We start from the raw sequence: 26,633 nt of genomic DNA, 5'->3' as shown, positions 1-26,633 counted from the left end.
TTGGCTCTCGTCAGGTTCACGCAAGCTTCGTAGAATACTTATCCCGCATCAAGTGACGAATCGTTGCTTATGTGAGGGGCCCCTGAGGAGGGGCCTATATGGGAGGAACTACCTATGACTATCAAAACTGCCATCGTGGCGGCGGGCTTCGCCGTGACTGCAACCATGGGTGCCGCGCAGGAACTCGACCTGAGGGGCAAGACCGTGGATTTCGTGATCCCCTTCTCCGAGTCCGGTGGCTCGGCCAAGTGGGCAAACTTCTACGCACCGCTGATCTCCGAGGCGCTGCCCGGCAATCCGACCGTCGTGGTAAAATACATGCCCGGCGCTGGCTCCACCAAGGGCGCAAACTGGTTTCAATCCCAAACCTGGGATGACTCCGAAGGCACCGTGATTTTCGGCTCCTCCGGCTCCACGCAATTCCCCTATCTTCTGGGCGATCCGCGCGTGCGCTACGAGTACGGCGATTGGAACGTGGTTCTGGCCTCCGGCACCGGCGGCGTGGCCTTCCTGCCGCCCGAAATGGCCGAAAAGCTCGACGGTCTCGATGCATCCGGCCTTGCTGGCGAAGACTTCATCTGGGGCAGCCAGGGCGCAACCCGTCTGGATCTCGTTCCGCTGCTGGCGTGGAAGATGCTGGGCATGAACGTCGAGCCGGTGTTTGGCATCAAGGGCCGTGGCGATGGCCGCCTGATGTTCGAGCGCGGCGAAGCCAACGTGGATTACCAGACATCCTCGGCCTATCTGGCAAACGTGACCCCGCTGGTCGAAAGCGGCGCAGCCGTGCCGTGGATGACCTGGGGCGCGCTGGATGATGCGGGCAACATCGTGCGTGACCCGACCTTCCCCGACATTCCGTCCTTCAAAGAGGTTTGCGAGGCAACCGAAGGGTGCGAAACCTCCGGCGAGGCTTGGGACGCATGGAAGGCCTTCATGATCGCGGGTTTCCCGGCGCAGAAGATGATCTTCCTGCCGGCTGGTGCCCCCGATTGGGCCATCGAAGGCTATGAAGCGGCGCTGAACGAGGTGATCGGTCGTGACGACTTTGCCGAAATCTCCGAAGCCCGTCTTGGCGTCTATCCGCAGATGACAGGCGACGCTGCCGAGAAGACCCTGATGCTGGGCACGCAGGTGTCGCCCGAGGCGAAGGACTACGTCATCAATTGGCTTCAGGAAGACTACGGCGTCACCCTGAAGTAACCATCCCGGCGGCGGCACCAAACAAAGGCTCCCATGCCTGATCGGTGCCGCCGCCATCCCCCCGGATATGACCCCCAGGGTACGGGCGCTGCCCGCTGCACCCAGCCTTTACGGAGACCAAGATGGACCTGATCGCCACTGCGCTTCCGGCGCTGGGAGAAGCATTTTCCCTGATCCTTCAGCCACAACAGTTGCTGTATCTCACGCTTGGTGTCCTGTTGGGCCTGTCCGTCGGTGTCTTTCCCGGCCTTGGCGGAATCGCTGGCCTCAGCCTCGTTCTGCCCTTCATCTTCGGCATGGACCCGGTCTCGGGCCTCGCGCTGATGGTCGGGCTGGTGGCGGTGGTGCCCACCTCCGATACCTTTGCCAGCGTCCTGATGGGCATCCCCGGATCATCGGCCAGCCAAGCGACTGTGCTCGACGGGTTCCCACTGGCGCGCAAGGGCGAAGCCGCCCGCGCGCTGGCGGCGGCCTTCGTCTCCTCGCTGTTCGGCGGGCTGCTCGGCGCCACGATCCTGACCTTCTTCATCCTGATCGCGCGGCCATTGGTCTTGGCTTTTGCCTTGCCGGAGATGCTCGCGGTGACTGTGCTGGGCCTTGCCATGGTGGCCATCCTCGCCGGGCGCATCGCGCTCAAGGGCGTTGCCGCCGCCTGCCTCGGCTTGCTGATCGGCACCATCGGCGAGGCCGGGCACGGCGGATCGCTGCGTATGGTCCCGGAATCCTGGATGCTCGGTGCAACCGGATCTGCGAGCTTTGAGAGCTACCAATACCTCTCTGACGGCATCAAGCTGGTGATCGTCGGCCTCGGCATCTTCGCCATCCCCGAAATCGTCAGCCTCCTGCGCCAGAACCAGGCCATCGCACGCGGTGCGCAACTCGGGGCAGGGTGGGCACAGGGCCTGCGCGACTGGTGGGCGAATATCTGGCTCTCCGTTCGATGCTCCTCCATCGGCGTAATCGTCGGCGTCATCCCAGGCCTCGGCGGCTCGGTCGTCGACTGGATCGCCTATGGCCACACAGTGCAAACCTCGAAGGACCGCGACGGCTTCGGCAAGGGTGATATTCGCGGCGTCATCGGCCCGGAAAGCTCCAACAACGCCAAAGAAGGCGGCGGGTTGGTGCCCACGCTGATCTTCGGCATCCCCGGCTCCGGCTCCATGGCCGTGTTCATCGGCGGGTTGGCGCTGCTGGGCTACGAGGCCGGGCCGCAACTGGTGCAGAACAACCTCGACATCACCTACACGGTGGTATGGTCGCTGGCGCTGGCCAATGTGCTGGGCGCCGGTCTCTGTATCGCTCTCTCCGGGCCTATCGCACGGCTGACGACAATCCGCTTTGCCCTGCTCGCGCCCTTCCTCTTCATGCTGATCTCCTTCGCCGCCTTCCAGTCGCGCCAATCGCTGGGCGATCTGGTGGCCCTGTTCGGCATCGGCCTGCTCGGTATCTTCCTGCGCCGGTTCGACTGGTCGCGCCCGGCCTTCCTGATCGGCTTCGTCCTGTCCACGCAGGCCGAGAACTTTTCGGCCAATGCCCACCAGATCGCGAGCTTCAAGTTCAAGCGCGGGCTGGAAGAGGGCTTTGGCTACATCGCAACACCAATCGTCTTGGTGATCCTCGTCCTCACGGTGGTCTCTGTCTTCTATGGCATCCGCCAATCCAAACAGATCCGCTCCGAAGGAGAGGTTGCCACCGGCGCAAAACGGGCTCCGCTGATCTTCCTGCTGGCGCTGTTGGCCTATGTCGCAACGGCATGGATCAACGCCTTTTCCATTGATCTCGCCTCCGACAAGATCTTCCCCCTGACCGTGGCCAGCATCGGCCTTGTGGCGCTGGTGATCCTGCTGGCGCGGATGATGCTGGCGGGCGAAGACAGCGAACTCTTCGCTGACCGCGAAGCTGCGGGCGAAGACGCAGAGGCCCCGCATTCGCTCTGGGGCACGCTGGCGTGGTTTGCCTCACTGCTCGTGCTGACGTCGCTCCTCGGCTTCATCCTCGCGCTGGCCCTCTTCATGACCGCCTTCTTCCGGCTGCGCGCCGGGCTGAGCTGGCTCTGGAGCCTTGGGCTGACGGCAGCGGGCATTGCCTTCATCTGCTTCCTCGCCGGTGCGCTGAACCGCGATTTCCCGCCGGGGCTGCTCCAAAACTTCGTCGATCTGCCCTGGCCGCTGTGAGGGGGGACGCCCTCGCATCCGCCCGCGCCCAGACACGTCCCACCGAGGAGATCCGCCCATGACCCAAACCGCCATCCCCTACCTGTTCATGCGCGGCGGCACATCACGCGGGCCCTACCTGCATGCGGAGGCTCTGCCAAAGGATCGCGAAACCCTCTCGGAGGTGCTCATCGCCATCGTTGGCGCGGGCAATCCGCGCAACATCGACGGGGTAGGGGGCGGCACGGCAGTGACAACCAAGGTGGCAATCCTCTCTGCCTCGGAGGATCCCAAGGCCGATGTGGACTACTTCTTTGCCCAAGTGGCCGTCGAAGAGCGCATGGTCGACTATGCGCCCACCTGCGGCAATATCCTCACCGGCGTTGGCCCGGCGGCCATCGAGATGGGGCTGATCAAGGCGCAAGACGGGGTGACCCCGGTGCGCATTCGCGCGGTAAACACCGGCGCCTTGGTCGAAGCCGAAGTGCAAACCCCCGGCGGCGAAGTCAGCTACGAGGGGGAGGTGGCGATCGACGGTGTGCCCGGCACCGCCGCGCCCGTTTCGCTCAACTTTCTCGACGTGGTCGGCTCGCGCACCGGGGCGTTGTTTCCCACCGGCCAGCCGCAGGAAGAGATCGACGGTATCGCCGTCAGCCTCGTCGACGTTGCCATGCCGATGATGATTGCCCGCGCCGCCGATCTGGGCATCACCGGCCACGAGAGCCATGAGGCGCTGGACGCCATGCCCGAGCTCTTCGGCAAGATGGAGGCGCTGCGGCTGGAAGCGGGGCAACGCATGGGGCTGGGCGATGTAACCAAATCCGTCACCCCCAAGATCGGCCTGATCGCCGCACCGCAAGGCGATGGGCACTTCAGCGCCCGCTACTTCATGCCATGGACAACCCACCCGACCCTCGCCGTGACCGGCTCGCAGTGCCTTGCCGCCTGTGCGCTGGCCCCCGGCACGGTGGCCGAAGGCCTGGCCCGCCCATGCCCCGAGAGCCCCGCCACAATCCGCATCGAGCACCCGGTTGGGGTCATGGAAGTGCGGGTGCGGTTTGGCCGGGAGAACGGCTTTGAGTTTCACTCCGCCGGCCTGACCCGCACGGCACGCCTGATCGCACGCGGCGAGGTGATGGTGCCGCGATCTGTATGGCGTGGTGCATGACCCACGCCTACGACATCCTCGCCCAAACCCTCGCGCAGGAGACACCCGGCACCTGCTTTGCCCTTCTGGGCGACGCCAATATGGCCCTCGCAACCCGTCTGGCCGAAACCGGCTGCGAGATGATCTATGTGCGGCACGAGCATTGCGCAGTGGCCGCCGCAATGGCCTACGCCCGCAAAACCGGCCGCGTCGGGCTGGCCACCGTCACCTGCGGGCCGGGCGTGACCCAGTTGATGACAGCGCTGCCTGCAGCGGTTCGGGCGCGTTTGCCGCTTGTGGTGATCGCGGGTGAGGCTCCGCTGAAGGCGGGCTGGTATAATCAGGCGATCGACCAGGCCCCCTTCGTGACCGCCTGCGGCGCGGCCTATGTGCCCGCCCATTGGCCCGCGCGGATGCCCGTGGTGATCCGCGATGCCTTCGTGCAGGCCCGGCAGGAGCGCCGCCCGGTGGTTGTCGGCCTGCCGTTCGATCTTCAGGAACTGCCGTGGGACGGCGCGGCTGACCAGCCCATGCCCTCGTCGGCACTGGCCCCCGCCACGGGGCCCATCCCGCCCAATCCTGCCGATCTGGCGCAGGTTGCGGCTGAGGTGGCGCAGGCGCGGCGCGTGGTCGTCATGGCCGGGCTGGGCGCGGCAGAGAGCGGCGCGGGCGATGCGGTGCAGGCCTTGGCCGCGCATCTCGATGCGCCAAGCGCAACCACACTGCCCGCGCGTGGCCTGCTTCATGGCGATCCGTTCTGCCTTGGCGTGGCAGGCGGCTTTTCCTCAAAGGTCGCCCGCGACACCATGGCAGAGGCCGATCTGGTGATTGCCGTTGGCTGCTCTCTGGCCAAGCACAATTCCGACGGCGGAAAGCTATGGCCCAAGGCCCGCGTGTTGCAGATAGATACGGACCCGGTCGCCCTCAGTCAGGGCCGGGTGGCGGCTGATCTGCATCTTCGGGCCGATGCGCGGCTCGGCTGCGAAGCGCTGCGCACCGCGCTCCCCGCGCGGTCTCCGCGCTGGCGCAGCGAAGCGCTTGCACAGCGCATCGCGACCGAACCTGCCGATGACGCGCAGTTCACCCTTGCGCCCGGTCAGCACGATCCGCGCGCAGCGGTCGCGGCACTGGATGCGGCCCTCCCGCAGGGCTGGCAAATGGTCAATTCTTCCGGCCATTGCTCTTTCTTCTTCGCGCATATGAACCGACCCTACCGAGAGTTTCTGACGATCCGTGAGTTCGGCGCCATCGGCAACGGCACCAGCTTTGCAATGGGCGTCGCCGCCGCCTGCCGGGGAACGCCGGTGGTGATGTTTGACGGTGACGGCAGCTTCCTGATGCATGTGCAGGAACTGGAAACTTACCTGCGCCACGCCCTGCCAATCCTCACCGTGGTGTTGAACGACGGGGCCTATGGCTCCGAAATCCACAAGCTGCGGGCCGAAGGCCTTTCAGATGCGGGTGCGGTGTTCGGCCAAACTGACCTCGCCTCCATCGCACGCGGCTTCGGCGCGGTCGGGGCGCGGGTGGATGATCTCGCCCGTCTCCCGGCGTTGATCAAAGCCTTCGCCGCCGATCCCAAGCCAACCGTGCTGGATATTCCCATCTGCGACCGGGTCGTTTCGCCCGTGATCCGCCGGTCTCACGGGATCAAGTGACTTGGCAGCTGCGCTAGCTTAGTATACAGTGGTATACAAAGCGGAGAGTCCAATGGCCTACACGCCCCCCATTTCAGCACCGCGCGCAAGCGCCGCCGTTTGCCGGGCCGAAAGCCAATGAAGGTCCATATCCTCGACGATTGGTTCGATACGCTCCGCACCCTGCCAAGCTTTTCGCGCCTCTCCGGCCACGATGTCACCGTCTGGACAGACCATACCGAGGATGTGGAGCTTCTGGCCGAGCGGCTGGGCGAGGCAGAGGCGCTGGTGCTCTTTCGCGAGCGCACCCCTGTCACCGAGGCTTTGCTAACCCGGCTGCCCCATCTCAAGCTGATCTCCCAGCGCAGCGTATACCCCCATGTCGATGTCGCTGCCTGCACTTCCAACAAGGTGCTGCTCTGCTCCAACATGCATTCCGGCACCCCCTCCATCGCCGCATCCGAGCTGACATTCGCGCTGATCCTCGCCGCCGCCCGCCAGATTCCACAGCAGATGGCCAGTTTGCGTGCGGGGCACTGGCAAATGGGCGTGGGCCAAACCCTCGCAGGTCGGCGGCTGGGGCTTTACGGCTATGGGCGCATCGCCAAACAGGTGGCCAGCTATGCCGAGGCGTTCGGGATGAAGCTCTGGTGGTGGGCCTCCGAGGAGGGCAGGGCACGCGCCGCCGCCGAGGGGGCCGAGCTGGCCCCAAGCCGCGCCGCCTTCTTTGCCGAGAGCGATTTTCTCAGCCTGCATGTGCGCCTGAAGCCCGCCACCCGGGGCATCATTACCGCAGAGGATCTGCTGTCGATGAAACCCTCCGCCAGCTTCATCAACACCTCCCGCTCCGGCCTTGTGGCCCCCGGCGCCTTGCAGGCCGCGCTGGCCGCCGGTCGCCCGGGCCGTCTTGCGCTGGATGTCTTCGATACCGAGCCGATGACTGATCCCGATGATCCCTTGGTCAACCACCCTGCGGTCATCGCCACCCCGCATATCGGCTACGTCACCGAGGATGAGCTCGATATGCAGTTTTCGGATATCTACGACCAGATCAACGCCTATGCGGCGCAAGCCCCCATCCACATGATCAATCCGGAGGTTTGGGACGCAAGTTGATCGAGCTGTTCTCGGCCGGGCTGGAAACCTCCGTTTTCTGGGCGCTGATCGCCGTCAGCTTCATTTCGTCCTTCATCACCGTGGCGCTGGGCATAGGGGGAGGGGCGCTGCTGCTGGCGGTCATGGCCAGCGTCATGCCCCCGCTCGCGCTGATCCCGGTGCACGGGGTCATTCAAACCGGCTCGAATGTGTTGCGCATGGCGGTGCTCATCCGCCACGTGCACTGGCCCCCTGTCGCCTTGTTTCTGCTGGGCACGGTAATCGGCGTTGCCTTCGGCGGCTCGGTGGTGGTCAACCTGCCCCCGGGGGCAATCATGATCGGCGTGGGCGGCTTCGTGATCTGGTCGGTCCTGGCCCGCCCTCCCGCCTGGCTGTCACGCCTGCCGCTGGTGACAGGGCTGATTTCGAGCTTTCTGACCATGTTCTTCGGGGCCACAGGCGTTTTCGTGGCCAATTTCACCAAATCCCTGAACCTGCCACGTCAATCCCATGTCGCCAGCCATGCCGCCTTCATGACCCTCCAGCACCTCGCCAAGGTGCTGGTGTTCGGCATCCTCGGCTTCGCCTTTGGGCCTTGGCTCGGGTTTCTGTTGGTCATGATCCTCGCCGGGTTCCTTGGCACCCTGGCCGGCCGCCTCGTGCTCACCCGCCTGACCGATACCAGCTTTCGCCGTGCCCTGGACGTGGTGCTGATCCTCATCTCCATCCGGCTGATCTGGATGGGCCTTAGGTCGCTGTCCTAAGCGCGCCACGCGCCCGAGGTGCGTGCAGCCCCAGCACCTCCAAAAACGCACAGCGCCCGCCTCCTTTCATGGGGCGGGCGCTGCTGAATGTTGCGGTTCAGCCGGTCTCAGCCGCGGGTAACTGCTGGCTCCGCCGAGAGATCAACGCCGCCGTTTTCGGCCGCAGGATAGAGCACAACCTTCGCGTTCATCGGGGTGCGGCGATACAGGTGCACGATCTGGTTGTTCACCAGCCGAGCGCAACCGTTGGAGACCCGCTTGCCGATGGTGCGCGGATCATTGGTGCCGTGGACCCGCAAAAACGTATCTCCGATCTGTGGCTTAAACAGATAAAGAGCACGCGCCCCCAGCGGGTTACCGGGGCCACCGGGCATGCCGTCTTCAAACTTTTTATACTGCTCGGGCGAGCGTTTGATCATGTCGGGCGTCGGTGTCCACGATGGCCACTGCTTGCGCGCGCCAACATAGAAGGTGCCCGGCTCATACAGGCCGGGGCGGCCGATACCGCAGGTGTAGCGGATGGCACGGCCACCGCCGAGCGTGAGAAACAGCGCAAAGCGGCTCGGGCTCACATGAATTTCCTGTGGCGCCAAGTCCTTGGAAACATTCACGTAGTGTGGCAGCAGGTGCACCGGCAAGCCATAGGGCTTCAGGGTTTCATCATAGGCGAGGGCAGGGGCCCCGGCAACGAAGGTGCCCCCAAGCAAAGCGGCGCTACCGGCCAGGAAATCTCTTCTTTTCATCTTCGTCGAACCTTGAGCGATTTTTTGCGAATGTGCCCAAAACAGGCAGTAAACCCAAGCCCTTTGTGGTTTTTTCACGCAGAGGTCAACTCACGCGGTCTATCCAGTCACCGCATATTGCCGCCGCAGGGTGAGTTTTGAAACCTTGCCAGTCGCCGTCAGTGGCAGCTCCTCGACAAAAAAGATGTCGTCGGGCAACTGCCACTTGGCGAAATGCTCTTCTAGCATGTCGCGCAGCGCCTCGGGGGCAGGGGGCTCGCCCTTGGCCACCACAATCAGCATCGGGCGCTCGCCCCATTTCTCGCTCGGCACTGCAATGGCGGCGCAATTGGCCACGTTCGGGTGGCCCATCACCACGTTCTCCATGTCGATCGAACTGATCCACTCGCCGCCTGACTTGATCAGGTCTTTGCTCCGGTCGGTGATCGAAAGCGTCCCGTTCGGGCTGATCCGCGCAATATCGCCGGTGCCAAACCAGCCCTCGCCATCAATCGCCTCGGCGCTGGCCTCGGGGTTGTTGTAGTAGCCCGCCGCAATGGTGTTGCCCCGCACAAAAAGCTCGCCCTCCGCCTTGCCATCCTGCGGCTGGGCGCTGCCGTCCTCTCCGATGATCTTCATATCCACGCCAAAGGCCCGGCGCCCCTGCATTCGCTTGATCTCCAGCTTCTCAGAAAGCGGCGCATCCTCCATCGACGGGGGCAGGTTGCCCACCGTGCCGATCGGGCTCATCTCTGTCATCCCCCAAGCGTGGCACACATCCACGCCCTCCTTCTCGAAGGCCTCGATCATCGCCCGCGGCGCCGCAGAGCCACCCACCACAAGGTGCCCAAAGCCTTCCGTCAGCCGCCCCTGCGCCGCGATCTCCTGCTGCAACCCAAGCCAAACAGTCGGCACGCCCCATGCGGAGTATACCTTCTCGGCATCCATCAAATTGAACAGCGAAGGCCCGTCCAGCCCCGGCCCGGGCATCACCAGCGAGGCCCCGGTGAGCGGGGCGGAATAGGGCAGGCCCCATGCGTTCACATGAAACAACGGCACCACCGGCAAAATCCGGCTGCCCTCGCGCAGCACCTTGGGCAGGCTGATCGCGGTGCACAGCGCATGCAGCACCGTGGAGCGGTGCGAATAGAGCGTGCCCTTGGGGTTGCCCGTGGTGCCCGAGGTGTAGCAAAGCGCTGCGGCGGTGTTTTCGTCGAACTCCGGCCAGTCAAACTGCTCCGGCTGCCCGTTTAGCATTGCCTCGTAGTTCAGCAACTCCACCGTGCTCTCGGGCTGCTTGTCCTCATCGGTCATTGCCACATAGCGCAGAAAGGGCGGAAACTGCCCGCTCAGCCCCTCGATGATCGGCAAAAAGGTGGTGTCAAAGAACAGCAAGCTATCCTCGGCGTGGCCCACGATATAGGCCATCTGCTCTGCCGAAAGGCGCGGGTTGATCGTGTGGCACACCGCCCCGATCCCGCTGATCGCGTAGTAGAGCTCGAAATGCCGGTATCCATTCCATGCCAGCGTTGCCACCCGGTCACCGGGCTTTACCCCCGCCGCGATGAGCCCATGGGCAAGCTGCGCCACCCGCTTGGCGGTCTGCGCATAGCTCTGGCGGTGAATGTCGCCCTCGGTGCGGGCCGAAACGATCCCCTCCTCGGGGTAGATCTGCGCCGCATGTGCCAGAATATCCGCAATCCGCAGCGGACGATGCATCATCAGGCCTTCCATGACCTCTCCTCCCTGTAACGCGGCCTCCCCGCCGCGTTTGATTTCAGCCTAGGCGCGCCGTGGTCACCCCTGCAACACCTGCCAAGGTGGGCACCCCGCAAGCCGCCTCGCGCAACGCGGCGCGACTGCGCCATGCCCGACCTCCCCCCCGGGAGGGCATTCTTGTCTCGGCCCGCAGCACGCGGGGCAGGGGTGGAGCAGGCATCGGGTGCAGCGCGTGGGGCGCGGCCCTCCCGAGGTCGGGCATGGCGCAGCCGCACCGCTCACCCCATCGCCGACCAGCCGCCATCCACGATCAACGTCTGCCCCGTCATCCAAGCCCCCGCAGGCGCGGCCAGCATCACCGCCACCCCGGCAATATCCTCCGGCTCACCCAGCCGCTTCAGCGCATAGCTCTCCGCCGTCCGCCGCGCCCGCTCCGGGTCTTCATACAAGGCCCGCGCAAAATCCGTCTTCACCACCGCCGGGGCGATCCCGTTGACCCGAATGTTGTCGCCCCCGTAGGCCACCGCCAAATTCCGCACGATCTGCGTATCGGCAGCCTTCGTCACCGCGTAAATCCCCAGATGCTCCGAGCCTTTGAACGCCCCAATCGACGACACGATCACAATCGCCCCGCCGCCCTTCGCCTGCATCCCCGGCACCACGCCCTTGCAGAGCCGCATGTTGGCCCGGATGTTCACCGCAATCGTCTTGTCAAAGGCATCATCCGGCGTGTCCAGAAACGGCCCCATGTAGGGGTTCACCGCCGCGTTGCACACGAGGATGTCCACCGGCCCCAGCCGCGCCTCCGTCTCGGCCAACAACCGCGCAATCGCCCCATCGTCCGACACATTGCAGGCAATCGGCACCGCCGCCTCGCCAATCTCGCCCGCCACCTCCTCGCAGGCCTCCGCCTTGCGCGACGAGATCACAACCTTCGCCCCCCGCGCCACCAGCGCCTCGGCAATCGCCCGGCCAATGCCCCGCGTCGAGCCGGTGACAAGCGCCACCTTTCCCGTCAAATCAAACAGATCGCCCATCGCATCCTCCCTCACCTGAACAGACAGGGGGCCGGGCGGGCTTGTCAAGCAGGTGCGGAATTGTATTCTGCATTGCGAAACGGCGCGCGGGGAGGCGCGCTGGCGGAGGATCACATGGACGCGGCGAAGCTTTTCGACCTCACCGGCAAAACGGCGCTGGTCACCGGCGGCTCTTCCGGCATTGGCGAAATGGCCGCCGAAGGGCTGGTGCGTGCCGGGGCTCGCGTGCTGCTGGCCTCCCGCCGTGGCGACGCCTGCGAGGCCGTGGCCGACCGGCTGAACGCGCTGGGCGCAACCGGCTCTGCCGAGGGCTTCGCGGGCGACGTGAGCACCGCCGAGGGCGTCGATGCGCTCACAGGCGCCACCCGCGCCCGCACCGACACGCTCGACATTCTCTTCAACAACGCAGGCCGCAGCTGGGGCGCACCGCTGGATGACTTCCCCCATGCCGCATGGGATAAGGTGATGAGCCTCAACGTCGCCGGCCTCTTCGAACTCACCCGCGCCCTCCTGCCGCTCCTGCGCGACGCCGCAAGCGACGAAAGCCCCGCCCGCGTGGTCAATACCGGCTCTGTCATGGGTGAGGTGCCGATGGGCGATGACGCCTATTCCTACGCCGCCTCCAAGGCGGCCGTGCACCATCTCACCAAGATCCTCGCCAAGGAACTCGCGGCAGATCGCATCACCGTCAACGCCCTCGCCCCCGGTCCCTTCGTCAGCAAGATGACGGCCTTCGCCACCGGCGACGAAGACATGCGCAACCGCGTTGGTGCCCAAGTCCCGCTTGGCCGCCTGGGCCGCCCCGAAGATATCGCCGCCGCGCTGCTCTACCTCTGCGGCCCCGGCGGCGGCTACGTCACCGGCGCCATCCTCCCCGTCTCCGGCGGCATCAACGTGCAAACCGGCCCAGACATCTTTGCCGAGGGCAAACCGTGACGCTGGAAGAGATGAAAGCCCGCGTCGGAGAGGAGCTCGGCGTCAGCCGCTGGTTCCCCATCGACCAGTCGCTGATCGACAGCTTCGCCGACCTCACCGAAGACCACCAATATATCCACGTCGACCCGGCCCGCGCGGCGCAAACCCCCTTCGGCAGCACCATCGCCCACGGCTTTCTCACCCTCTCCATGCTCTCCGCCATGGCCTACGATGCCCAGCCTCGGCTCGATACCGAGGGCATGGGCGTGAACTACGGCTTCGACCGCATCCGCTTTCTCGCCCCCGTGCCCTCCGGAGCCCGCCTGCGTGCGCGCTTCACGCTGGCCGAGGTCAAGGAACTCCCCAATAAAGTCATCGCCCTTGCGTGGGACGTCACGATGGAAGCCGAGGGCGCGGCCCGCCCGGTGCTCGCCGCCCGCTGGCTGGTGCGGCGCTACACCGAAGTCGCCGCCTGAACGGCCAAGAAAACAAGGAAAACAGCCCAATGCGCGAAGCCCTCATCGTCTCCACCGCCCGCACGCCCATCGGCAAGGCCTATCGCGGCGCCTTCAACGCCACCACGCCACAGGCGCTGGCGGGCCATGCGATTTCCCACGCTGTCTCCCGCGCCGGTGTGGAGCCGGGAGAGGTGGGTGATGTGGTGCTGGGCGCGGCGCTCCAGCAGGGCTTCCAAGGCGGCAACATCGCCCGCCAATGCGCTCTCCGCGCCGGGGTGCCCGATACCGTCGCAGGCATGAGCCTCGACCGGCAATGCGCCTCCGGCCTCATGGCCATCGCCACGGCGGCCAAGCAGGTTGTGCATGACGGCATGCCAATGGCCATCGGGGCAGGGGTCGAGAGCATCTCGCTGGTGCAAACCCCCGCCATGCGCCGCGACCCGGACCCGTGGCTGCGCGAGCACGTCCCCTCCATCTACATGACCATGCTGGAAACCGCCGAAACCGTCGCCGCCCGCTATGGCATCTCCCGCGAGGCGCAGGACGAGTATGCCGCCCAAAGCCAGGCCCGCACGGCGGCGGCGCAGGAAGCCGGAAAGTCCTCTGACGAAATCGTGCCGCTGGCCAGCGTCATGAAGGTGAAAAATCGCGAAACCGGCGAGGTCTCCGACCGCGAGGTGACGCTGGAGCAGGACGAGGGCAACCGCCCCGGCACCACTGCCGAAAGCCTCGCCATCCTCAAGCCAGTGTTCGAAAAAGGCATCTCTCTGAATGAAGGTCGCTTCATAACTGCCGGAAATGCCTCGCAGCTCTCAGATGGTGCATCGGCGGCAATGTTGATGGAAGCCAAGGAGGCCGAGCGCCGTGGCCTCACCCCGCTGGGCCGCTATGTGGGCATGGCCGTCGCCGGATGCGCCCCTGATGAAATGGGCATCGGCCCGGTTTTCGCGGTGCCCAAGCTGCTCGAAACCCACGGCCTCAAGATCGACGACATCGGCCTCTGGGAGCTGAACGAGGCTTTCGCCTGTCAGGTGATCTACAGCCGCGACCGCCTCGGCATCCCCGACGATCTGCTCAACGTCAACGGCGGCGCCATTTCCATCGGCCACCCCTACGGCATGTCGGGCGCGCGGATGGTCGGCCATGCCCTGATCGAGGGCAAGCGGCGCGGCGCAAAATACATCGTCACCACCATGTGCGTGGGCGGCGGAATGGGGGCCGCAGGCCTCTTCGAAGTCTTGTAAGGGAGAACACGATGGATCTCGGGATGACCCCCCGCGTCAAGGAACTGGCCGCCAAGGTGCGCCAGATGGTGGATGAAGAGATCGAGCCGCTCAACGCCGAGTTCGAGGCAGAGGTGGGCAAGCACCCCTCGGGCGACCGCTTCCAGCTCACCCCCCGCCAGATCGAAATTCTCGACGGGCTGAAGGCCGAGGCCCGCAAGCGCGGCCTTTGGAACTTCTGGCTCACCGACAGCGAAAAGGGCTACGGCCTCACCACGGTGGAATACGCCTACCTCGCTGAAGAAATGGGCAAGGTCGGCATCGCCGCCGAGGTCTTCAACTGCGGCGCCCCCGACACCGGCAACATGGAGGTGTTCGAGCGCTACGGCACCGAAGCCCACAAGGAGCGCTGGCTGAAGCCGCTGCTCGCGGGCGAGATCCGCTCTTCCTACGTGATGACCGAGCCCGGCGTGGCCTCGTCTGACGCCACCAACATCTCGCTCGAAGCCAAGCAGGACGGCGACGACTGGGTGCTCAACGGCGAGAAATACTGGATCAGCGGCGCAGGCGATCCGCGTTGCGCCGTCTACATCCTCATGGCCCAGACCGACCCGGACGGCGACAAGCACGCCCGCCACTCCATGTTCGTGCTACCCGCCGACAGCCCCGGCATCGAAATCCTGCGCCCCATGTGCGTCTTCGGCCATGACGACGCCCCCCACGGCCACATGCACATCCGCTTCACCAACGTGCGGGTGAAGGGCGAAGACATGCTGCTGGGCCGGGGCAGGGGCTTCGAGGTGGCCCAAGGCCGTCTCGGCCCGGGCCGCATCCACCACTGCATGCGGGCCATCGGGCAGGCCGAGAAGGCGCTGGAGCTCTTCTGCAAACGCGCGATGAACCGCACCGCCTTCAAGAAAAAGATCGTCGACCTCGGCGCAAACTACGACATCATCGCCAACTGCCGGATGGAAATCGAGATGGCCCGCCTTCTCTGCCTCAAGGCCGCCTGGAAGATGGACACTGAAGGCACCCGCGCCGCCCAGCCGTGGATCTCCAAGATCAAGGTCGCCGCGCCCCAGATGGCGCTGAAGGTAGTGGACGAAGCCATGCAGGTGCACGGCGGCACCGGCATCAGCCAAGACACGCCGCTTGCCGCGATGTGGACGAACCTGCGCACGCTGCGCCTCGTCGACGGCCCCGATGCGGTGCACCGCCGCCAGGTCGCCCGGGCCGAATTGCGCAAGTACTCCAACGAGAAGATCTGAATGCCCGAGCTCATCCTGATCCGCCATGCGCAAGCCTCCTTCGGGGCGGCGGATTATGATGTGCTCTCAGATCTCGGCCACGCGCAGAGCCATGCGCTGGGCGCGGCGCTGGCGCGGCAGGGGGTGGCGCCGGTTGCCGTGTATCGCGGCGCGATGCGGCGACATCGTGAAACGCTGGAGGGTATCGCGCAAGCGCTCGATCTGCCTGAAGCGACCATCCATGAAGGCCTCAACGAGTTTGACAGCAAAGCCCTCCTCGCAGCCTTCGGCGGGGGCGTGCCGGGAGACCGGAAGGCCCATTTCCGCCGGTTGCGCGAGGCGGTGATCGCTTGGCAAAACGGCGAGATCAACGAGCCCGAAAGCTTCAAGGCCTTCACCGCCCGCGTCATGCAGGCCCAAGCGCAAATGGCCGCCCACGATGGCCCCGTGCTTGTCGTGTCCTCGGGCGGTGCCATCTGCCGGATGCTCGCCGCCGCCGTCTCGGCCCCCGCCCGCACCATGATCGACCTGAAATTGCAGATGAAAAACTGCGCCGTCTCCCGCATCCTCGCCACCGGCAGCGCAACATTCCTCACCGGCTTCAACGAAACGCCCCATATCGACGCGGAGGCAGCCCATATGCTGACCTTCTCATGACCGCGCTCACCCTTGATACCAAAGCCGTTTCCGCCTGGATCGAGGCCCATGTGCCCGGCCACACCGGCCCCGTCACGGCCGAGAAGTTCGCTACCGGCCAGTCCAACCCCACCTTCCGCCTCACCACCCCGCAGGGCAGCCTCGTGCTGCGGCGCAAACCCCCGGGCAAGCTGCTGAAATCGGCCCATGCGGTCGACCGCGAGTATCGCGTGCAAAGCGCCCTCGCACCCACGCCCGTGCCGGTCGCCAAGATGATCGCCTATTGCGATGACCCCGTAATCATCGGCTCCGAGTTCTACCTGATGGAGCACATCGAGGGCCGCCACTTTAACCAGCCCCACCTGCCACGGCTCGCCCCCGCCCAGCGTGCCCCGATCTTCGACGAGATGAACCGCGTCCTCGCCGCCATCCATTCCGTCGATCTCGCCGCCACCGGCCTCACCGACTATGGCCGCGCGGGCAACTACTACCGCCGCCAGATCGACCGATGGACCACCCAGTACCGCGCCTCCGAGACCGGGGTGATAGGGGCGATGGATGCGCTCATCGCATGGCTCGACGCCAATGTGCCGCCCGATGACGGCCAGGTTTGCCTCACCCACGGAGACTACCGGCTCGATAACATGCTCTTCGCCCCAGATGCCCCCCGCATTACCGCCGTGCTCGATTGGGAGCTGTCCACCCTCGGCCACCCCTATGCCGATCTCGCACAGGTCATCATGCAGTGGCACCGCCCGCCGGGCGAGGAGGGCAGGGGGCTGGCCGGGCTCAACCGCGCGGCCGAGGGGCTGCCCGAGGATGCCGCCTTCATCGAAGCCTACTGCGCCCGCCGAAACCTGCCCGGCATTCCGGGCTTCGGCTTCTACCTCGCCTTCGCCAACTTCCGCATGGCCGCGATCCTTCAGGGCGTCAAAAAGCGCGCGCTCGATGGCAACGCCTCCAACCCTGAGAAGGGCCTGCAACTGGGCCGCCTCGTGCCGGGGCTGGCCGAGGCCGGGCTGGAGGCTGCGCATGCCTAGCCGCCCCGACCCCCGTGTCGTGCTCATCACCGGCGCCGCCTCCGGCTTTGGCGCAGGGGCCGCGCGTGCCTTCGCAGCCCAAGGGGCCCGGCTTGTGCTGTGCGATATCGACGGCAAAGGCCTCGAAACCCTGGCGGACGCCCTGCGCTCCGAGGGCACCGAAGTGCTCGCCCGCCGTGTCGATGTCACCGACGAGGCCGCCCAATCCGCCCTCGTCGCCGCTACGCTCCAGCACTTCGGCCAGCTCGACGTGGCGATCAACAACGCCGGTCTCGGCCAGCCCTTCACCCCGCTGACCCGCACCGACGCGCGCGATTTTGACCGCATCATTGCCACCAACGCCCGTGGCGTCTTTCTGGGCATGAAGCACCAGATCCCGCCGATGCAGGGGGCGGGGCAGGGGGTGATCCTCAACATCGCCTCTGCCGCTGGCCTCACCGGCGCGGGCCACCTCGCCGCCTATGCCGCCGCCAAACATGCCGTGGTCGGCCTCACCCGCGCCGCCGCCGATGAGCTGGCCCGCCACAACATCCGCGTCAACGCGCTCTGCCCGGCCTTTGCCGAAACCCCGCTGTTTTCCGAAATGGCCGACCGTTTCGCGAGCAGCACCGGCGAGGACGCCGCGCAGGCCCGCAACCGCATCACCGCGCGCGTGCCGATGGGCCGCGTAGCCACAGTTGACGAGGTGGTGCAGGCCATGCTCTGGACCTGCGCGCCAGCTAACAGTTTCATGACCGGACAAGCCCTCGCCATCGACGGCGGGCTGACGGCGATCTAGGGGAAGACGTGGACGCATCAGACCAAATCGACAGCGGGCTCGAAAGTGACGACCGCAACTTCATCACCGCTCTGGCCCGCGGGCTGGAGGTGTTGCGCTGCTTTCGCCCCTCCGAAACCGAGCTGACCAATCAGGAAATCGCCGCCCGCACCGGCTTGCCCAAGGCCACCATCTCGCGGCTTACCTACACGCTGCGGCGGCTCGATTACCTTGTGCATTCCGAGCGAAACGGCACCTACCGGCTCGGCCCCGGCGTGCTGGCGTTGGGCTACGGCGTGCTGGCGGGCATGGAAACCTCCGAGCGTGCCCGCCCCGAGATGCGTGCGCTTTGCGAGGGGCCCAACCCCCATGTCACCGCCGCCTTCGCCGAGCATCACCGGCTTCAGGCCGTCTATGTTGGCGTGCAGCGCTCGCAGCAGGCCGTCTCGCTCACCATGAACGTCGGCGCCCGCTTGCCGCTGTTCCATTCTGCCATAGGCCGCGCGATCCTTGCTGCGATGACCGAAGAGCAGCACGAGCATCTTCTGCACCTCGCCGAACGTGAGCGCCCCGATGATGTGCCGCGCTACCGCCAAAGCCTCGCCCGCGCCGTCGAAGATTATGCCACTCTCGGCTACACCACCGGCTATGGCGATTGGCGTCCCGAGATCAACGGCATCGCCGTGCCCGTTGTTTCCCTCAACGGTGACAGGATCTTCGCGATGAACGTCGGCGGCCCGGCCTTTCTGGTTTCGCCCGAAGAGCTGCGCGATGCCTATTCCGAGCGCCTGCTCACCGCCGCCGCCTCCCTCAGCCGGAGGGCGGTGGAATGAGCTGGCCGCCCGCACCACCTATCGCGCCGGAGCTGATCGAGCCGCCCTATCCCTTCCAGTCGCTCATCGGCTTTGCCATCACCGGCTGGGGGGAAGGCTGCGCCCGTGTGGAGCTGTCGCCGCTGGACGCGGTGGAAAACCGCCACGGCATCCCCCACGGCGGCGCGCTCTCGGTGCTGCTGGATACGGCCATGGGCTATGCAGGCAGCTTCACCGGTGACGCGGAGGCAAAGCGCATGGCGATGACCCTCTCGATGACTGTCAACTTTCAGGGGCAGTCGCAGGGCAACCGCCTGATCGCCGAGGGCCGCAAAACCGGGGGAGGGCGCAAGACCTTCTTCGCCGAGGCCCGCCTGACAGACGAGCAGGGCAATCTGGTTGCCACCGCCACCGGCGTTTTCCGCTACCGCACGCCTCAGGCGTAGCTCGCCGCCACCCGCGCGGTGTGAAAATCGGCATCGCCCAGCTGCGCATCGAGCATCACCAGCCGCTTGGCATAGTGGCTCAGCGGATATTCCCAGGTCATCCCGATCCCGCCATGCAGCTGGATGGCTTCCTCGCTCACCTTCCGCGCCGTGCGCCCGACGAGGCTCTTGGCCATGGCGGTCGTATGGGCATCCATCCGGTCAGCGGCCAGAATGGTGATCGAGCGCGCCTGTTCGATCGCCGTTTTCATCTCCACCATTCGGTGCTGAAGTGCCTGGAAGCTGCCAATCTCGCGGCCAAACTGCTTGCGGCTCCTGAGGTAGTCGAGCGTGGTCGCATAGCACCAATCCATCGCCCCCACCGCCTCGGCACAAAGCGCCAGCCGCCCCCGGTCCAGCGCGGCGGCAATGGCCTCCCCGGCATCGGGGAGCAGGCAGCGCGCCGGGGTGCCATCCAGCATCACCTCGCCCGCGCCACCGCCGTCGATCATCCCCCAGGGGGTCACCGCAGCATCCTCGGCCTTCACCTCAAACAGCGCCAGCTTGCCCTCGCGCCGGGCGCTGACCAGAAAATGCGTGGCCGCATTGGCCCCGTAAACGGCAGTCTTGCGCCCGGTGAGCGCCGCGCCGCCCTCGGTGGTTCCGCCTTCTGCATCCCACGGGGCCTCCAGCTCATCAACCGTCAGCGCATAGATCGCCTCGCCCGCAAGCAGCGGCTCAAGGTCTTCTCCGGCCTCGGCCAAGAGCGGGGCCGACATGGCTGCACCAAGCAGCGGCTCCGGGCAGAGCGCCGCGCCCATTTGTTCGAAAACTGCTAGCAGGTCAAAGCCAGAGCCCCCCATGCCCCCCGCATCCTCGGGGACGAAGGCATAGATAATTCCCAGCTCTGCCAATGCGTTCCAGCCCGCTTTGTCATGAAACGGCGCTTCATAGGCCACAGCGTTGCGATGTTCGATTCCGTATTGGCTGCCAAGCAGCTTGCTCAGGCTGTCTGCCAGCATCCGGCGGTCATCTGTCATCTCAAAATTCATGTCAGAGCTCCAGCATGGCCTTGGTCAGAATGTTCTTCTGAATTTCGTTGGATCCCCCAAAGATGGAGATCTTGCGGTTGTTGAAATAGCTCGCCGCTGCCGCCTCATCCTCAGGCTCCACCAGCGCGGCATTGCCGCCCGGCGCCTCTCCGGGGATCAGCGCCGCCGCCGGGCCGAGGGCGCGGCGGTAAAGGTCGTTCAGCGCCTGGCGCACCTCGGTGCCACGAATCTTCAGCATCGAGGTTTCCACCCCGGGGTGCCCCACCCGCTGCGCCTCTGCCAGCATCCGCAGGTTGAAGATCTTCATCGCCTCAAGGTCCATCTCCACCTCGGCCAGCCGCGCCGCAAACAGCGGGTCTTCGATCAGCCGTTTGCCGCCCCGCATCACCCGCGCCGCCAGCGCCTTCACCCGCTCCAAGGCGGCGATGGAAAAGCCCACGCCCGCAATCCCGGTGCGCTCATGCGTCAGCAGATACTTGGCCACCGTCCAGCCGTCATTTTCCTGCCCCACGAGGTTTTCCGCCGGCACCCGCACGTCGGTAAAGAACACCTCGTTCACCTCATGCCCGCCCTCGATCAGCCGGATCGGGCGCACCTCGATGCCCGGCGTCTTCATGTCGATCAGCAAAAACGAGATCCCCGCCTGCGGCTTCGCGCCCGCATCGGTGCGCACAAGGCAGAAAATCCAGTCGGCGTGCTGGCCCAGCGTCGTCCATGTCTTCTGGCCATTCACCACATATTCGTCGCCCTCGCGCACCGCCTTCGTCTTCAGCGAGGCAAGGTCAGAGCCCGCCCCCGGCTCCGAATAGCCCTGGCACCACCAGTCCGTGCCATCCAGAATCCGGGGCAGGTAATGCGCCTTCTGTTCGTCGCTGCCAAACTTGATCAGCACCGGCCCCAGCATCTGAAGGCCAAAGGGCAGGATGCGCGGCGCATAGGCCCGGGCGGCTTCTTCGTCGAAGATATGCCGCTCCACCGGCCCCCACCCCGGGCCGCCATGCTTTTCGGGCCATGTCTGCGCCAGCCAGCCGCGCGACTGCAAAATTGCGTGCCAGCGCTCGGTGTCTTCTTTCGAAACCTCACCGCCCGCCTTCACACGGGCGGCAATGTCCTCGGGCAACTCATCGGCCAGAAACTGGCGCACCTCTTCCTGAAAGGCTTGTTCTTGCGGCGAATAGCTCAGGTCCATCGGCTGTCCTCAGTTCATCTCGGCGAATGTTTTGCCCTCGGCTGCCATTTTGCGCAGCAGATCGGGCACTTGCCAGTAAAAGGGGTCTTCCTCGGCGTAGCGCTCGATCCGCGCCACAAGCTCTTCGGCACCGATCACATCGGCCGTGTGCATCGGCCCGCCGCGATGGCGCGGAAAACCGTAGCCAAAGAGAAAGACCGCGTCGATGTCGATGGGTCGCAGCGCAATGCCGTCCTCCAGCACCCGCGTCGCTTCTGAGATCATCGCGGTCAAGAACCGGGCCTGAATCGCCTCGGCGCTAAAGCTGCGCGGCGTCACGCCCGCCTTCTCCCGCTCTTGTGCGATGATCGCCGCAACCTCCGGGTCAGGCCGCTTGTCGCGTCCCTCGTAAATGTAAAAGCCCCGCCCGGTCTTGCGCCCGTAGTGGCCCGCCTCGCAAATCCGGTCGGCCACCGCCACGTAGCGCTCTTCCTCGGGCCGCTCCGGGGCCAGCCGCTTGCGGTTTGCCCAACCAATATCCAGCCCCGCAAGGTCGCTCACTGCGAAGGGGCCCATCGCAAAGCCAAGGGCCTCAATCGCTGCGTCCACCTCTTCAGGTGCCGCGCCGTCGAGCATCAGGTAGTCGGCCACCTTCTTATAATGGCTGAGGATTCTGTTGCCGATAAACCCGTCGCAGACGCCAGCCCGCACCGCCACCTTGCGCAGCTTCTTGGCCAGCGCAAAGCCGGTCGCTACCACTTCGGGCGCGGTCTTCTCGGCCACCACCACCTCCAGCAGCCGCATGATATGGGCGGGCGAAAAAAAGTGCAGCCCAACCACATCCTCGGGCCGCGAGGTGCAGGCGGCAATCTCGTTCACATCAAGGTAAGAGGTGTTCGACGCCAGCACCGCCCCCGGCTTGCAAATGCCGTCCAGCCGCCCGAAGACATCGCGCTTCACGCCCATGTCTTCAAACACCGCCTCAATCGCCACATCGCAATCGGCAAAGTCTTCCAGCGCGGTCGAAGGCAAGAACCGCTCCAGCGCCGCGTCCCGCTTTTCCGCGCTCATCTTGCCGCGCTTCACCGCGCCCTCAAGATTGCCCGCCACCGTCTCGCGGCCCCGCTCCAGCGCCGCCTCGTCGCGCTCGTTCATCCGCACGGTCAGCCCGGCGTTGAGGCAAGCGGTCGCAATGCCCGATCCCATCGTGCCCCCGCCGATCACGCCCACCGTGGCCACCTCGCGCGGCGTGGCACCTGCCTCGGGGATCTTCTCCACCGCGCGCTCTGCGAAGAACCCGTGGATCAGCCCAGCCCGCTGCGGGCTTTCGATACAGGCGGCAAACTTCTCGCGCTCCAGCGCCAGCCCCGGTTCCAACGGGCCGGTGCAGGCTTCCACCGCCTCCACCGCGCGATGCGGGGCGAAGAGATGCGCCTGCTTTTCCGCCAGCGTCTCCTTGGTGGCCTCAATCGCCTCGGGATCAGGCGTCACCTCGATCTCGCCGGTCTTGCGGCAGGGCAGGGTGCCCACCCGCGCTTCCTCTGCCATCGCCAGCGCCACCTCGCGCGGCGCGCCCTCTTCGATCCGGTCCACCAGCCCGCAGCTCAGCGCATCGCCGTGCCCCAACCGCTGCCCGGTGGTGATGATCGACAGCGCCGCGCCAATCCCCATCAGCCGTGGCCCGCGCTGGGTGCCGCCCGCACCGGGGATCACCCCCAGCGTCACCTCCGGAAAGCCCACCTTCACGCCGGGAATTGCCACCCGGGCGTGGCAGCCAATCGCCACCTCCAGCCCGCCGCCAAAGCAGGAGCCGTGCAGCACCGCAACCACCGGCTTGGGGCAAACCTCGATCCGGTTGCAGACATCCGTCAGGATCGGCTCCAGCCGTGGCCCGCCAAACTCCTTGATGTCCGCTCCGGCAATAAAGGCACGGCCCTTGCCATAAATCGCCACCGCTTCAATGCCCGCGTCAGCCTCCACTGCTTCAATCGCCTTCCAAAGTCCCTCGCGCACCGCATGGCCCGCCGCGTTCACCGGCGGGTTGTCGATCACGATCAGCGCCAGCGGCCCCTCGCGTTCGATGGAAATGACGTCATTGATTTGCATGGCCTGCCTCCGCAATTTCTTCCCGTGCCGCACGCTGCCCCGCCAGCGCGGCGGCGACAAGGGGCAGGGCGGCCAGCGCCAGCCCGATCAGCGCGGTGGCCCCATAGCCCAGCCCGGTCTCCTCGGTGTGGGGGATCGCAAAGGCCACGCCGCCTGCGCAAAGCGCCACCCTGAGCGGGATCGCAAAGGCCCCCTTGATCGGCCCCAAAAAGCTCACGTAGCCCTGCAAGCCAAAGCTCAGCAGCGCCACCCCGGTCAGTGCCGAGGCCAGCGCCACCGCCACCTCCGCACCCGGGGCTTGGCCAATCAGTGCCGGGTTCAGCACAAAGAAGAAGGGCGCCACGTAAATCACCCCGCCCAGCCGCATCGCCTCAAGGCCGGTTTTCATGGCCGAGGCGCCCGACATGGTGGCAGCGGCAAAGGCCCCAAGCGCCACCGGCGGCGTGATGTAGCTCACCATGCCCCAGTAGAGGATGAACAGATGCACCGCGAGCTGGTTCAACCCGCCTTGCTCCAGCGCTGGAGCCAGCACCACGGCCAGAAAGATGTAACAGGCCGTCACCGTCATCCCCATCCCGAAGATGAAGGAGGTCACCGCGCCCATCAGCAGCAGCACCAGCGTGTTGTCGCCGGCAATGAACACCAGCTCGTTCACCAGCGTCCCCGCCAGCCCGGTGGCCGAAAACGCCCCCACGATCAGGCCCACGCCAAGCAAGATCGCGGTCAGTTCCGCCAGCCCCGCGCCCACGCCCACAAACATTTGCCCCAGCCCGCGCAGCGACAGGCGGTTGCCCGGCAGCAACTGGTTCACCACCAGCAGCAGGGCTGTGGCATAGAACGGCGCAGAGGTTTCGCGCCGCAGCACGATCAGCATGAAGATCAGCAGCGCGAAAACGCTGACATAAAGCCAGCCTTCCTTCAGTACGCGGCCCAACCGCGGCAGCTCGGCGCGCGGAATGCCCTTCAGCCCGCGCCGGGCCGAATAGGCGTCGATCTGGGCGAAGAGGCCAAAGTAGAACAGCAGCGAGGGGATCGCCGCCGCAATCGCGATTTCCACGTAGGGACGGCTCAGAAACGAGGCCATCACAAAGGCCGTCGCCCCCATGATCGGCGGCATCAGCACGCCCCCCGTCGAGGCGCAGGCCTCCGTCGCGGCGGCGGTTTCCTTCGAAAAGCCCGTGCGCCGCATCGCCGGAATGCTCACCGCCCCCGTGGTCAGCACGTTCGAGATCACCGAGCCGGACATGCTCCCCATGAACCCGCTCGCGAAGATCGAAACCTTCGCCGCCCCGCCACGAAACCCGCCCACAAGGCCAAGCGCCAAGTCGTTAAAAAACTGCCCGCCACCCGTGCGCTGCAACACCGCGCCGAACAGGATGAAGCCAATAACGACGCCGCCAAAGGCCTTCATCGGAATGCCAAAGGAGCTTTCGGACGAGTAAACATGGTAGCTCACCGCCTCGCCAAATCTGCTCTGAAATCCCGAGAAGGGGTCAGGCACATGGCTGGCAAAAGTCGGGTAGAGCGCAAAGACCAGCACGATCACAAACAGCACCGTCCCCCCGGCGCGGCGCGTGCCTTCCAGCACCAGCGCGATGAAGGCATAGCTCACCCAAACAGCCACCTCCGGCGCGGCATATTCCCAACCTTCCGAAAGGTTGCGCTGCGCGGTGGCGGTCAGATAGGCAGTGCAGCCCAGCGTTGCGGCGGCCAGGAGCCAGTCGATCAGCCCCGGCGTATCTCCCCTCACGCCCCGCATCGGGAAAACGAGGTAGGCCACCGCCAGAAACAGCCCGCCCAGCAGGTAGAGGTAGCGTCCCTCGATCAGCACCAAGCCACCGATCTGAAGGTTGAAAAGCTGATGGGTCACCATCAGCAGGCCCAGCCCGGTCGCCCCCCCAATTGCCCAGCGGGCGGCCACATCGGCAGGCCCCCGGCCCGCAGCGGGGGCGGCGTCCGGGTCGGCTATCTCGGCCCCCTTCGGGTGGGTTTCATCGGCGGTCATCGCGGCCTCATCCTGCTCGAAAACTCAGCCGGGGCGCGGCATCAAACCCGCGCCCCGGCCAATCTCTTCTGATCCGTCTCAGCGGCTCAGAAAACCACCTCGAAGCCACCATCGGCCAAGGCCTTGCGGCGGGCTTCCGGCCAGGCTTCTTCCCAGTTGTCCGGGCCTTCGGCCTTCAGCGCCTCCCAAGCAGCAGAGAGCGCCTCCTGCCGGGCAATCAGCTTGTCATTATGGGCCTGTGCTTCGTCATTCCACAGGCCAGCCTCGGTGTAATAGCGGATCGCGCCATCGTGGTAGGGGGCCACCCACTGCATGTCCTGCTTGTCCAGCGCCCAACCGTTGATGCCCGGGGCCTTGCCCTCGAAGCTGGGGTAGAGATCCACCATTGCCTTGGTCATCGCATAGGCCATCTCTTCGTCGGTCTCGCTGGTGCCGATCAGCACGGGGTAGGCATAGCCCGCGCCCGCGTAGCCATCGGTGCCGTCAATCGTTGCGCCGACAACGGCCACGTTGGGCACGAAGAAGGGCGCAACCGACTGCATCCGCGCCAGCCCTTCGGCGTTGTCAGGGTCGATCGGCGGCCAGAACAGCCCGCGCGGGCTGGAGGCGGCCTCATAGGCAAGGCCCGAGTTCGTCGAGGCAAAGGCAGCATCCACCTGACCTTCGATGAGGCCTTTCCAGCTTGCGCCAAAGCCGCCGAACTCCACCACTTCCACGTCGTCCCAGGTGAGACCGCCATAGGCGAGGTAGGCCTCGGTGTTCACGTTCAGCGCCGGCGCGCCAACGATAAAGGCAACGCGCTTGCCCTTGAGGTCGCTGAACTCCTTGATGTCGAGGTCCGCGGCCACGCCCACCGCGAGGTTGATCACCCCGCCGTTGTTGGCCGCAATCACGCGGATCGGCTGCGGCCCCCAGTTCTCGGCGCCAAAGTCAAACGCGCCTTCCTGCGACATGAAGCTGCCACCCACGCCTGTGGCCGAAAATTCCACCCGGCCCTGCCGCAGCGGCTCGGTGCGGCTCACGTCGTTCTTGCCGGGCAGAACCCGCAGGTTGATCCCGTACGTATCCTGAAGCGCCGCGCCAATGGCCACGGCCTGGTTGTAACCCGCCGAGCCGGTGTCATAGGCCGTCCAGCTCATCTGCTTGGGCAGCGCCGTCTCCTGCGCCGCAACGGGGGTGGCCATCATCAGCACCCCGGCGAGCATTGCAATCGTCTGTTTCATTCATTCCTCCCATATGGTGCGGGCAGCCCCGGTTGGCCCGGGTCTCCTCCTCCCGCGTCTCAACGTCTCCGGATTGGCGCTTGGTGCGCTCT

General features: G+C 65.7%; 23 protein-coding genes. 15 read left to right on the top strand and 8 right to left on the bottom strand.

The genetic code is table 11. From position 1 onward, the window contains the following. Nucleotides 1-114: 114 nt before the first annotated feature. From ACXAG6_RS15430 to ACXAG6_RS15405, 6 genes are all read left to right on the top strand, one after another. Nucleotides 115-1,200, top strand: a complete 1,086-nt coding sequence (locus ACXAG6_RS15430) for a tricarboxylate transporter (protein WP_475338665.1) — start codon at nucleotides 115-117, stop codon at nucleotides 1,198-1,200. A 122-nt stretch (nucleotides 1,201-1,322) separates the two neighbouring features. Then, nucleotides 1,323-3,374 (top strand): tripartite tricarboxylate transporter permease, encoded by a 2,052-nt coding sequence (locus tag ACXAG6_RS15425; RefSeq protein ID WP_475338664.1) that lies wholly within the window; start codon nucleotides 1,323-1,325, stop codon nucleotides 3,372-3,374. Nucleotides 3,375-3,432: 58 nt separating this feature from the next. Continuing rightward, a complete protein-coding gene (locus ACXAG6_RS15420; RefSeq protein ID WP_475338662.1) occupies nucleotides 3,433-4,521 on the top strand; it encodes a 4-oxalomesaconate tautomerase in 1,089 nt (362 codons plus the stop codon). After that, nucleotides 4,518-6,158: a thiamine pyrophosphate-binding protein gene (locus ACXAG6_RS15415; protein ID WP_475338661.1), complete on the top strand. Its 1,641-nt coding sequence runs from the start codon at nucleotides 4,518-4,520 to the stop codon at nucleotides 6,156-6,158. Before ACXAG6_RS15420 ends, ACXAG6_RS15415 begins: the two co-directional genes overlap by 4 nt. 117 nt (nucleotides 6,159-6,275) lie before the next feature. Next, complete coding sequence (locus ACXAG6_RS15410) at nucleotides 6,276-7,253, top strand: D-2-hydroxyacid dehydrogenase family protein (protein WP_475338660.1); 978 nt, start codon at nucleotides 6,276-6,278, stop codon at nucleotides 7,251-7,253. Then, entirely contained in the window at nucleotides 7,250-7,996 is a 747-nt protein-coding gene (locus tag ACXAG6_RS15405; protein ID WP_475338658.1) for a TSUP family transporter, read from the top strand. The genes ACXAG6_RS15410 and ACXAG6_RS15405 overlap by 4 nt, the downstream gene beginning before the upstream one ends. Nucleotides 7,997-8,103: 107 nt before the next feature. Here ACXAG6_RS15405 and ACXAG6_RS15400 read toward each other — a convergent pair whose 3' ends face one another. From ACXAG6_RS15400 to ACXAG6_RS15390, 3 genes are all read right to left on the bottom strand, one after another. After that, nucleotides 8,104-8,739, bottom strand: a complete 636-nt coding sequence (locus ACXAG6_RS15400; RefSeq protein WP_475338657.1) for a L,D-transpeptidase — start codon at nucleotides 8,737-8,739, stop codon at nucleotides 8,104-8,106. A gap of 99 nt (nucleotides 8,740-8,838) precedes the next feature. Next, nucleotides 8,839-10,452: a long-chain fatty acid--CoA ligase gene (locus ACXAG6_RS15395; RefSeq protein WP_475338656.1), complete on the bottom strand. Its 1,614-nt coding sequence runs from the start codon at nucleotides 10,450-10,452 to the stop codon at nucleotides 8,839-8,841. Between the two features lie 263 nt (nucleotides 10,453-10,715). Continuing rightward, nucleotides 10,716-11,474, bottom strand: a complete 759-nt coding sequence (locus tag ACXAG6_RS15390) for an SDR family NAD(P)-dependent oxidoreductase (RefSeq protein WP_475338655.1) — start codon at nucleotides 11,472-11,474, stop codon at nucleotides 10,716-10,718. Between the two features lie 114 nt (nucleotides 11,475-11,588). On the opposite strand from ACXAG6_RS15390, the gene ACXAG6_RS15385 reads away from it, so the two are divergent. From ACXAG6_RS15385 to ACXAG6_RS15345, 9 genes are read left to right on the top strand one after another with little or no spacing between them, the layout of a single operon-like run. After that, nucleotides 11,589-12,410 carry an SDR family oxidoreductase gene (locus tag ACXAG6_RS15385; RefSeq protein WP_475338654.1) on the top strand — a complete coding sequence of 274 codons (822 nt, stop codon included), beginning with the start codon at nucleotides 11,589-11,591 and terminating at the stop codon, nucleotides 12,408-12,410. Next, on the top strand, nucleotides 12,407-12,865 hold the full coding sequence (locus ACXAG6_RS15380; protein ID WP_475338653.1) for a MaoC family dehydratase: 459 nt from the start codon (nucleotides 12,407-12,409) through the stop codon (nucleotides 12,863-12,865). The genes ACXAG6_RS15385 and ACXAG6_RS15380 overlap by 4 nt, the downstream gene beginning before the upstream one ends. A 29-nt stretch (nucleotides 12,866-12,894) precedes the next feature. After that, nucleotides 12,895-14,091: an acetyl-CoA C-acyltransferase gene (locus ACXAG6_RS15375; protein WP_475338651.1), complete on the top strand. Its 1,197-nt coding sequence runs from the start codon at nucleotides 12,895-12,897 to the stop codon at nucleotides 14,089-14,091. A gap of 11 nt (nucleotides 14,092-14,102) precedes the next feature. Continuing rightward, nucleotides 14,103-15,338 carry an acyl-CoA dehydrogenase family protein gene (locus tag ACXAG6_RS15370; protein ID WP_475338650.1) on the top strand — a complete coding sequence of 412 codons (1,236 nt, stop codon included), beginning with the start codon at nucleotides 14,103-14,105 and terminating at the stop codon, nucleotides 15,336-15,338. After that, complete coding sequence (locus tag ACXAG6_RS15365) at nucleotides 15,339-15,974, top strand: histidine phosphatase family protein (RefSeq protein ID WP_475338649.1); 636 nt, start codon at nucleotides 15,339-15,341, stop codon at nucleotides 15,972-15,974. Next, nucleotides 15,971-16,993, top strand: a complete 1,023-nt coding sequence (locus ACXAG6_RS15360; protein ID WP_475338647.1) for a phosphotransferase family protein — start codon at nucleotides 15,971-15,973, stop codon at nucleotides 16,991-16,993. Before ACXAG6_RS15365 ends, ACXAG6_RS15360 begins: the two co-directional genes overlap by 4 nt. Continuing rightward, the gene (locus tag ACXAG6_RS15355) at nucleotides 16,986-17,771 is read left to right on the top strand and encodes an SDR family NAD(P)-dependent oxidoreductase (RefSeq protein ID WP_475338646.1); all 786 of its coding nucleotides are present in this window, start codon (nucleotides 16,986-16,988) and stop codon (nucleotides 17,769-17,771) included. Before ACXAG6_RS15360 ends, ACXAG6_RS15355 begins: the two co-directional genes overlap by 8 nt. Before the next feature lie 8 nt (nucleotides 17,772-17,779). Then, the gene (locus tag ACXAG6_RS15350) at nucleotides 17,780-18,583 is read left to right on the top strand and encodes an IclR family transcriptional regulator (protein WP_475338645.1); all 804 of its coding nucleotides are present in this window, start codon (nucleotides 17,780-17,782) and stop codon (nucleotides 18,581-18,583) included. Then, nucleotides 18,580-19,008 carry a PaaI family thioesterase gene (locus ACXAG6_RS15345; protein WP_475338643.1) on the top strand — a complete coding sequence of 143 codons (429 nt, stop codon included), beginning with the start codon at nucleotides 18,580-18,582 and terminating at the stop codon, nucleotides 19,006-19,008. The genes ACXAG6_RS15350 and ACXAG6_RS15345 overlap by 4 nt, the downstream gene beginning before the upstream one ends. Here the strand turns inward: ACXAG6_RS15345 and ACXAG6_RS15340 are convergent. From ACXAG6_RS15340 to ACXAG6_RS15320, 5 genes are all read right to left on the bottom strand, one after another. Next, nucleotides 18,999-20,039, bottom strand: coding sequence for an acyl-CoA dehydrogenase family protein (locus tag ACXAG6_RS15340; protein WP_475338642.1), 1,041 nt, complete (start codon nucleotides 20,037-20,039; stop codon nucleotides 18,999-19,001). The two genes, ACXAG6_RS15345 and ACXAG6_RS15340, sit on opposite strands and share 10 nt — an antisense overlap. A gap of 1 nt (nucleotide 20,040) precedes the next feature. Then, complete coding sequence (locus tag ACXAG6_RS15335) at nucleotides 20,041-21,228, bottom strand: acyl-CoA dehydrogenase family protein (RefSeq protein ID WP_475338641.1); 1,188 nt, start codon at nucleotides 21,226-21,228, stop codon at nucleotides 20,041-20,043. A 9-nt stretch (nucleotides 21,229-21,237) separates the two neighbouring features. Then, entirely contained in the window at nucleotides 21,238-23,313 is a 2,076-nt protein-coding gene (locus ACXAG6_RS15330; protein WP_475338639.1) for a 3-hydroxyacyl-CoA dehydrogenase NAD-binding domain-containing protein, read from the bottom strand. Beyond that, a complete protein-coding gene (locus ACXAG6_RS15325) occupies nucleotides 23,300-25,318 on the bottom strand; it encodes a TRAP transporter permease (RefSeq protein WP_475338638.1) in 2,019 nt (672 codons plus the stop codon). Before ACXAG6_RS15325 ends, ACXAG6_RS15330 begins: the two co-directional genes overlap by 14 nt. Before the next feature lie 86 nt (nucleotides 25,319-25,404). Next, nucleotides 25,405-26,541, bottom strand: coding sequence for a TAXI family TRAP transporter solute-binding subunit (locus ACXAG6_RS15320; RefSeq protein WP_475338637.1), 1,137 nt, complete (start codon nucleotides 26,539-26,541; stop codon nucleotides 25,405-25,407). Between the last annotated feature and the right edge of the window lie 92 nt (nucleotides 26,542-26,633).

Source organism: Vannielia sp. ABF1_015 (assembly GCF_056160745.1).
The sequence above is the reverse complement of the archived record's forward strand: the minus strand, read 5'-3'. Positions and strand labels throughout refer to the sequence as shown.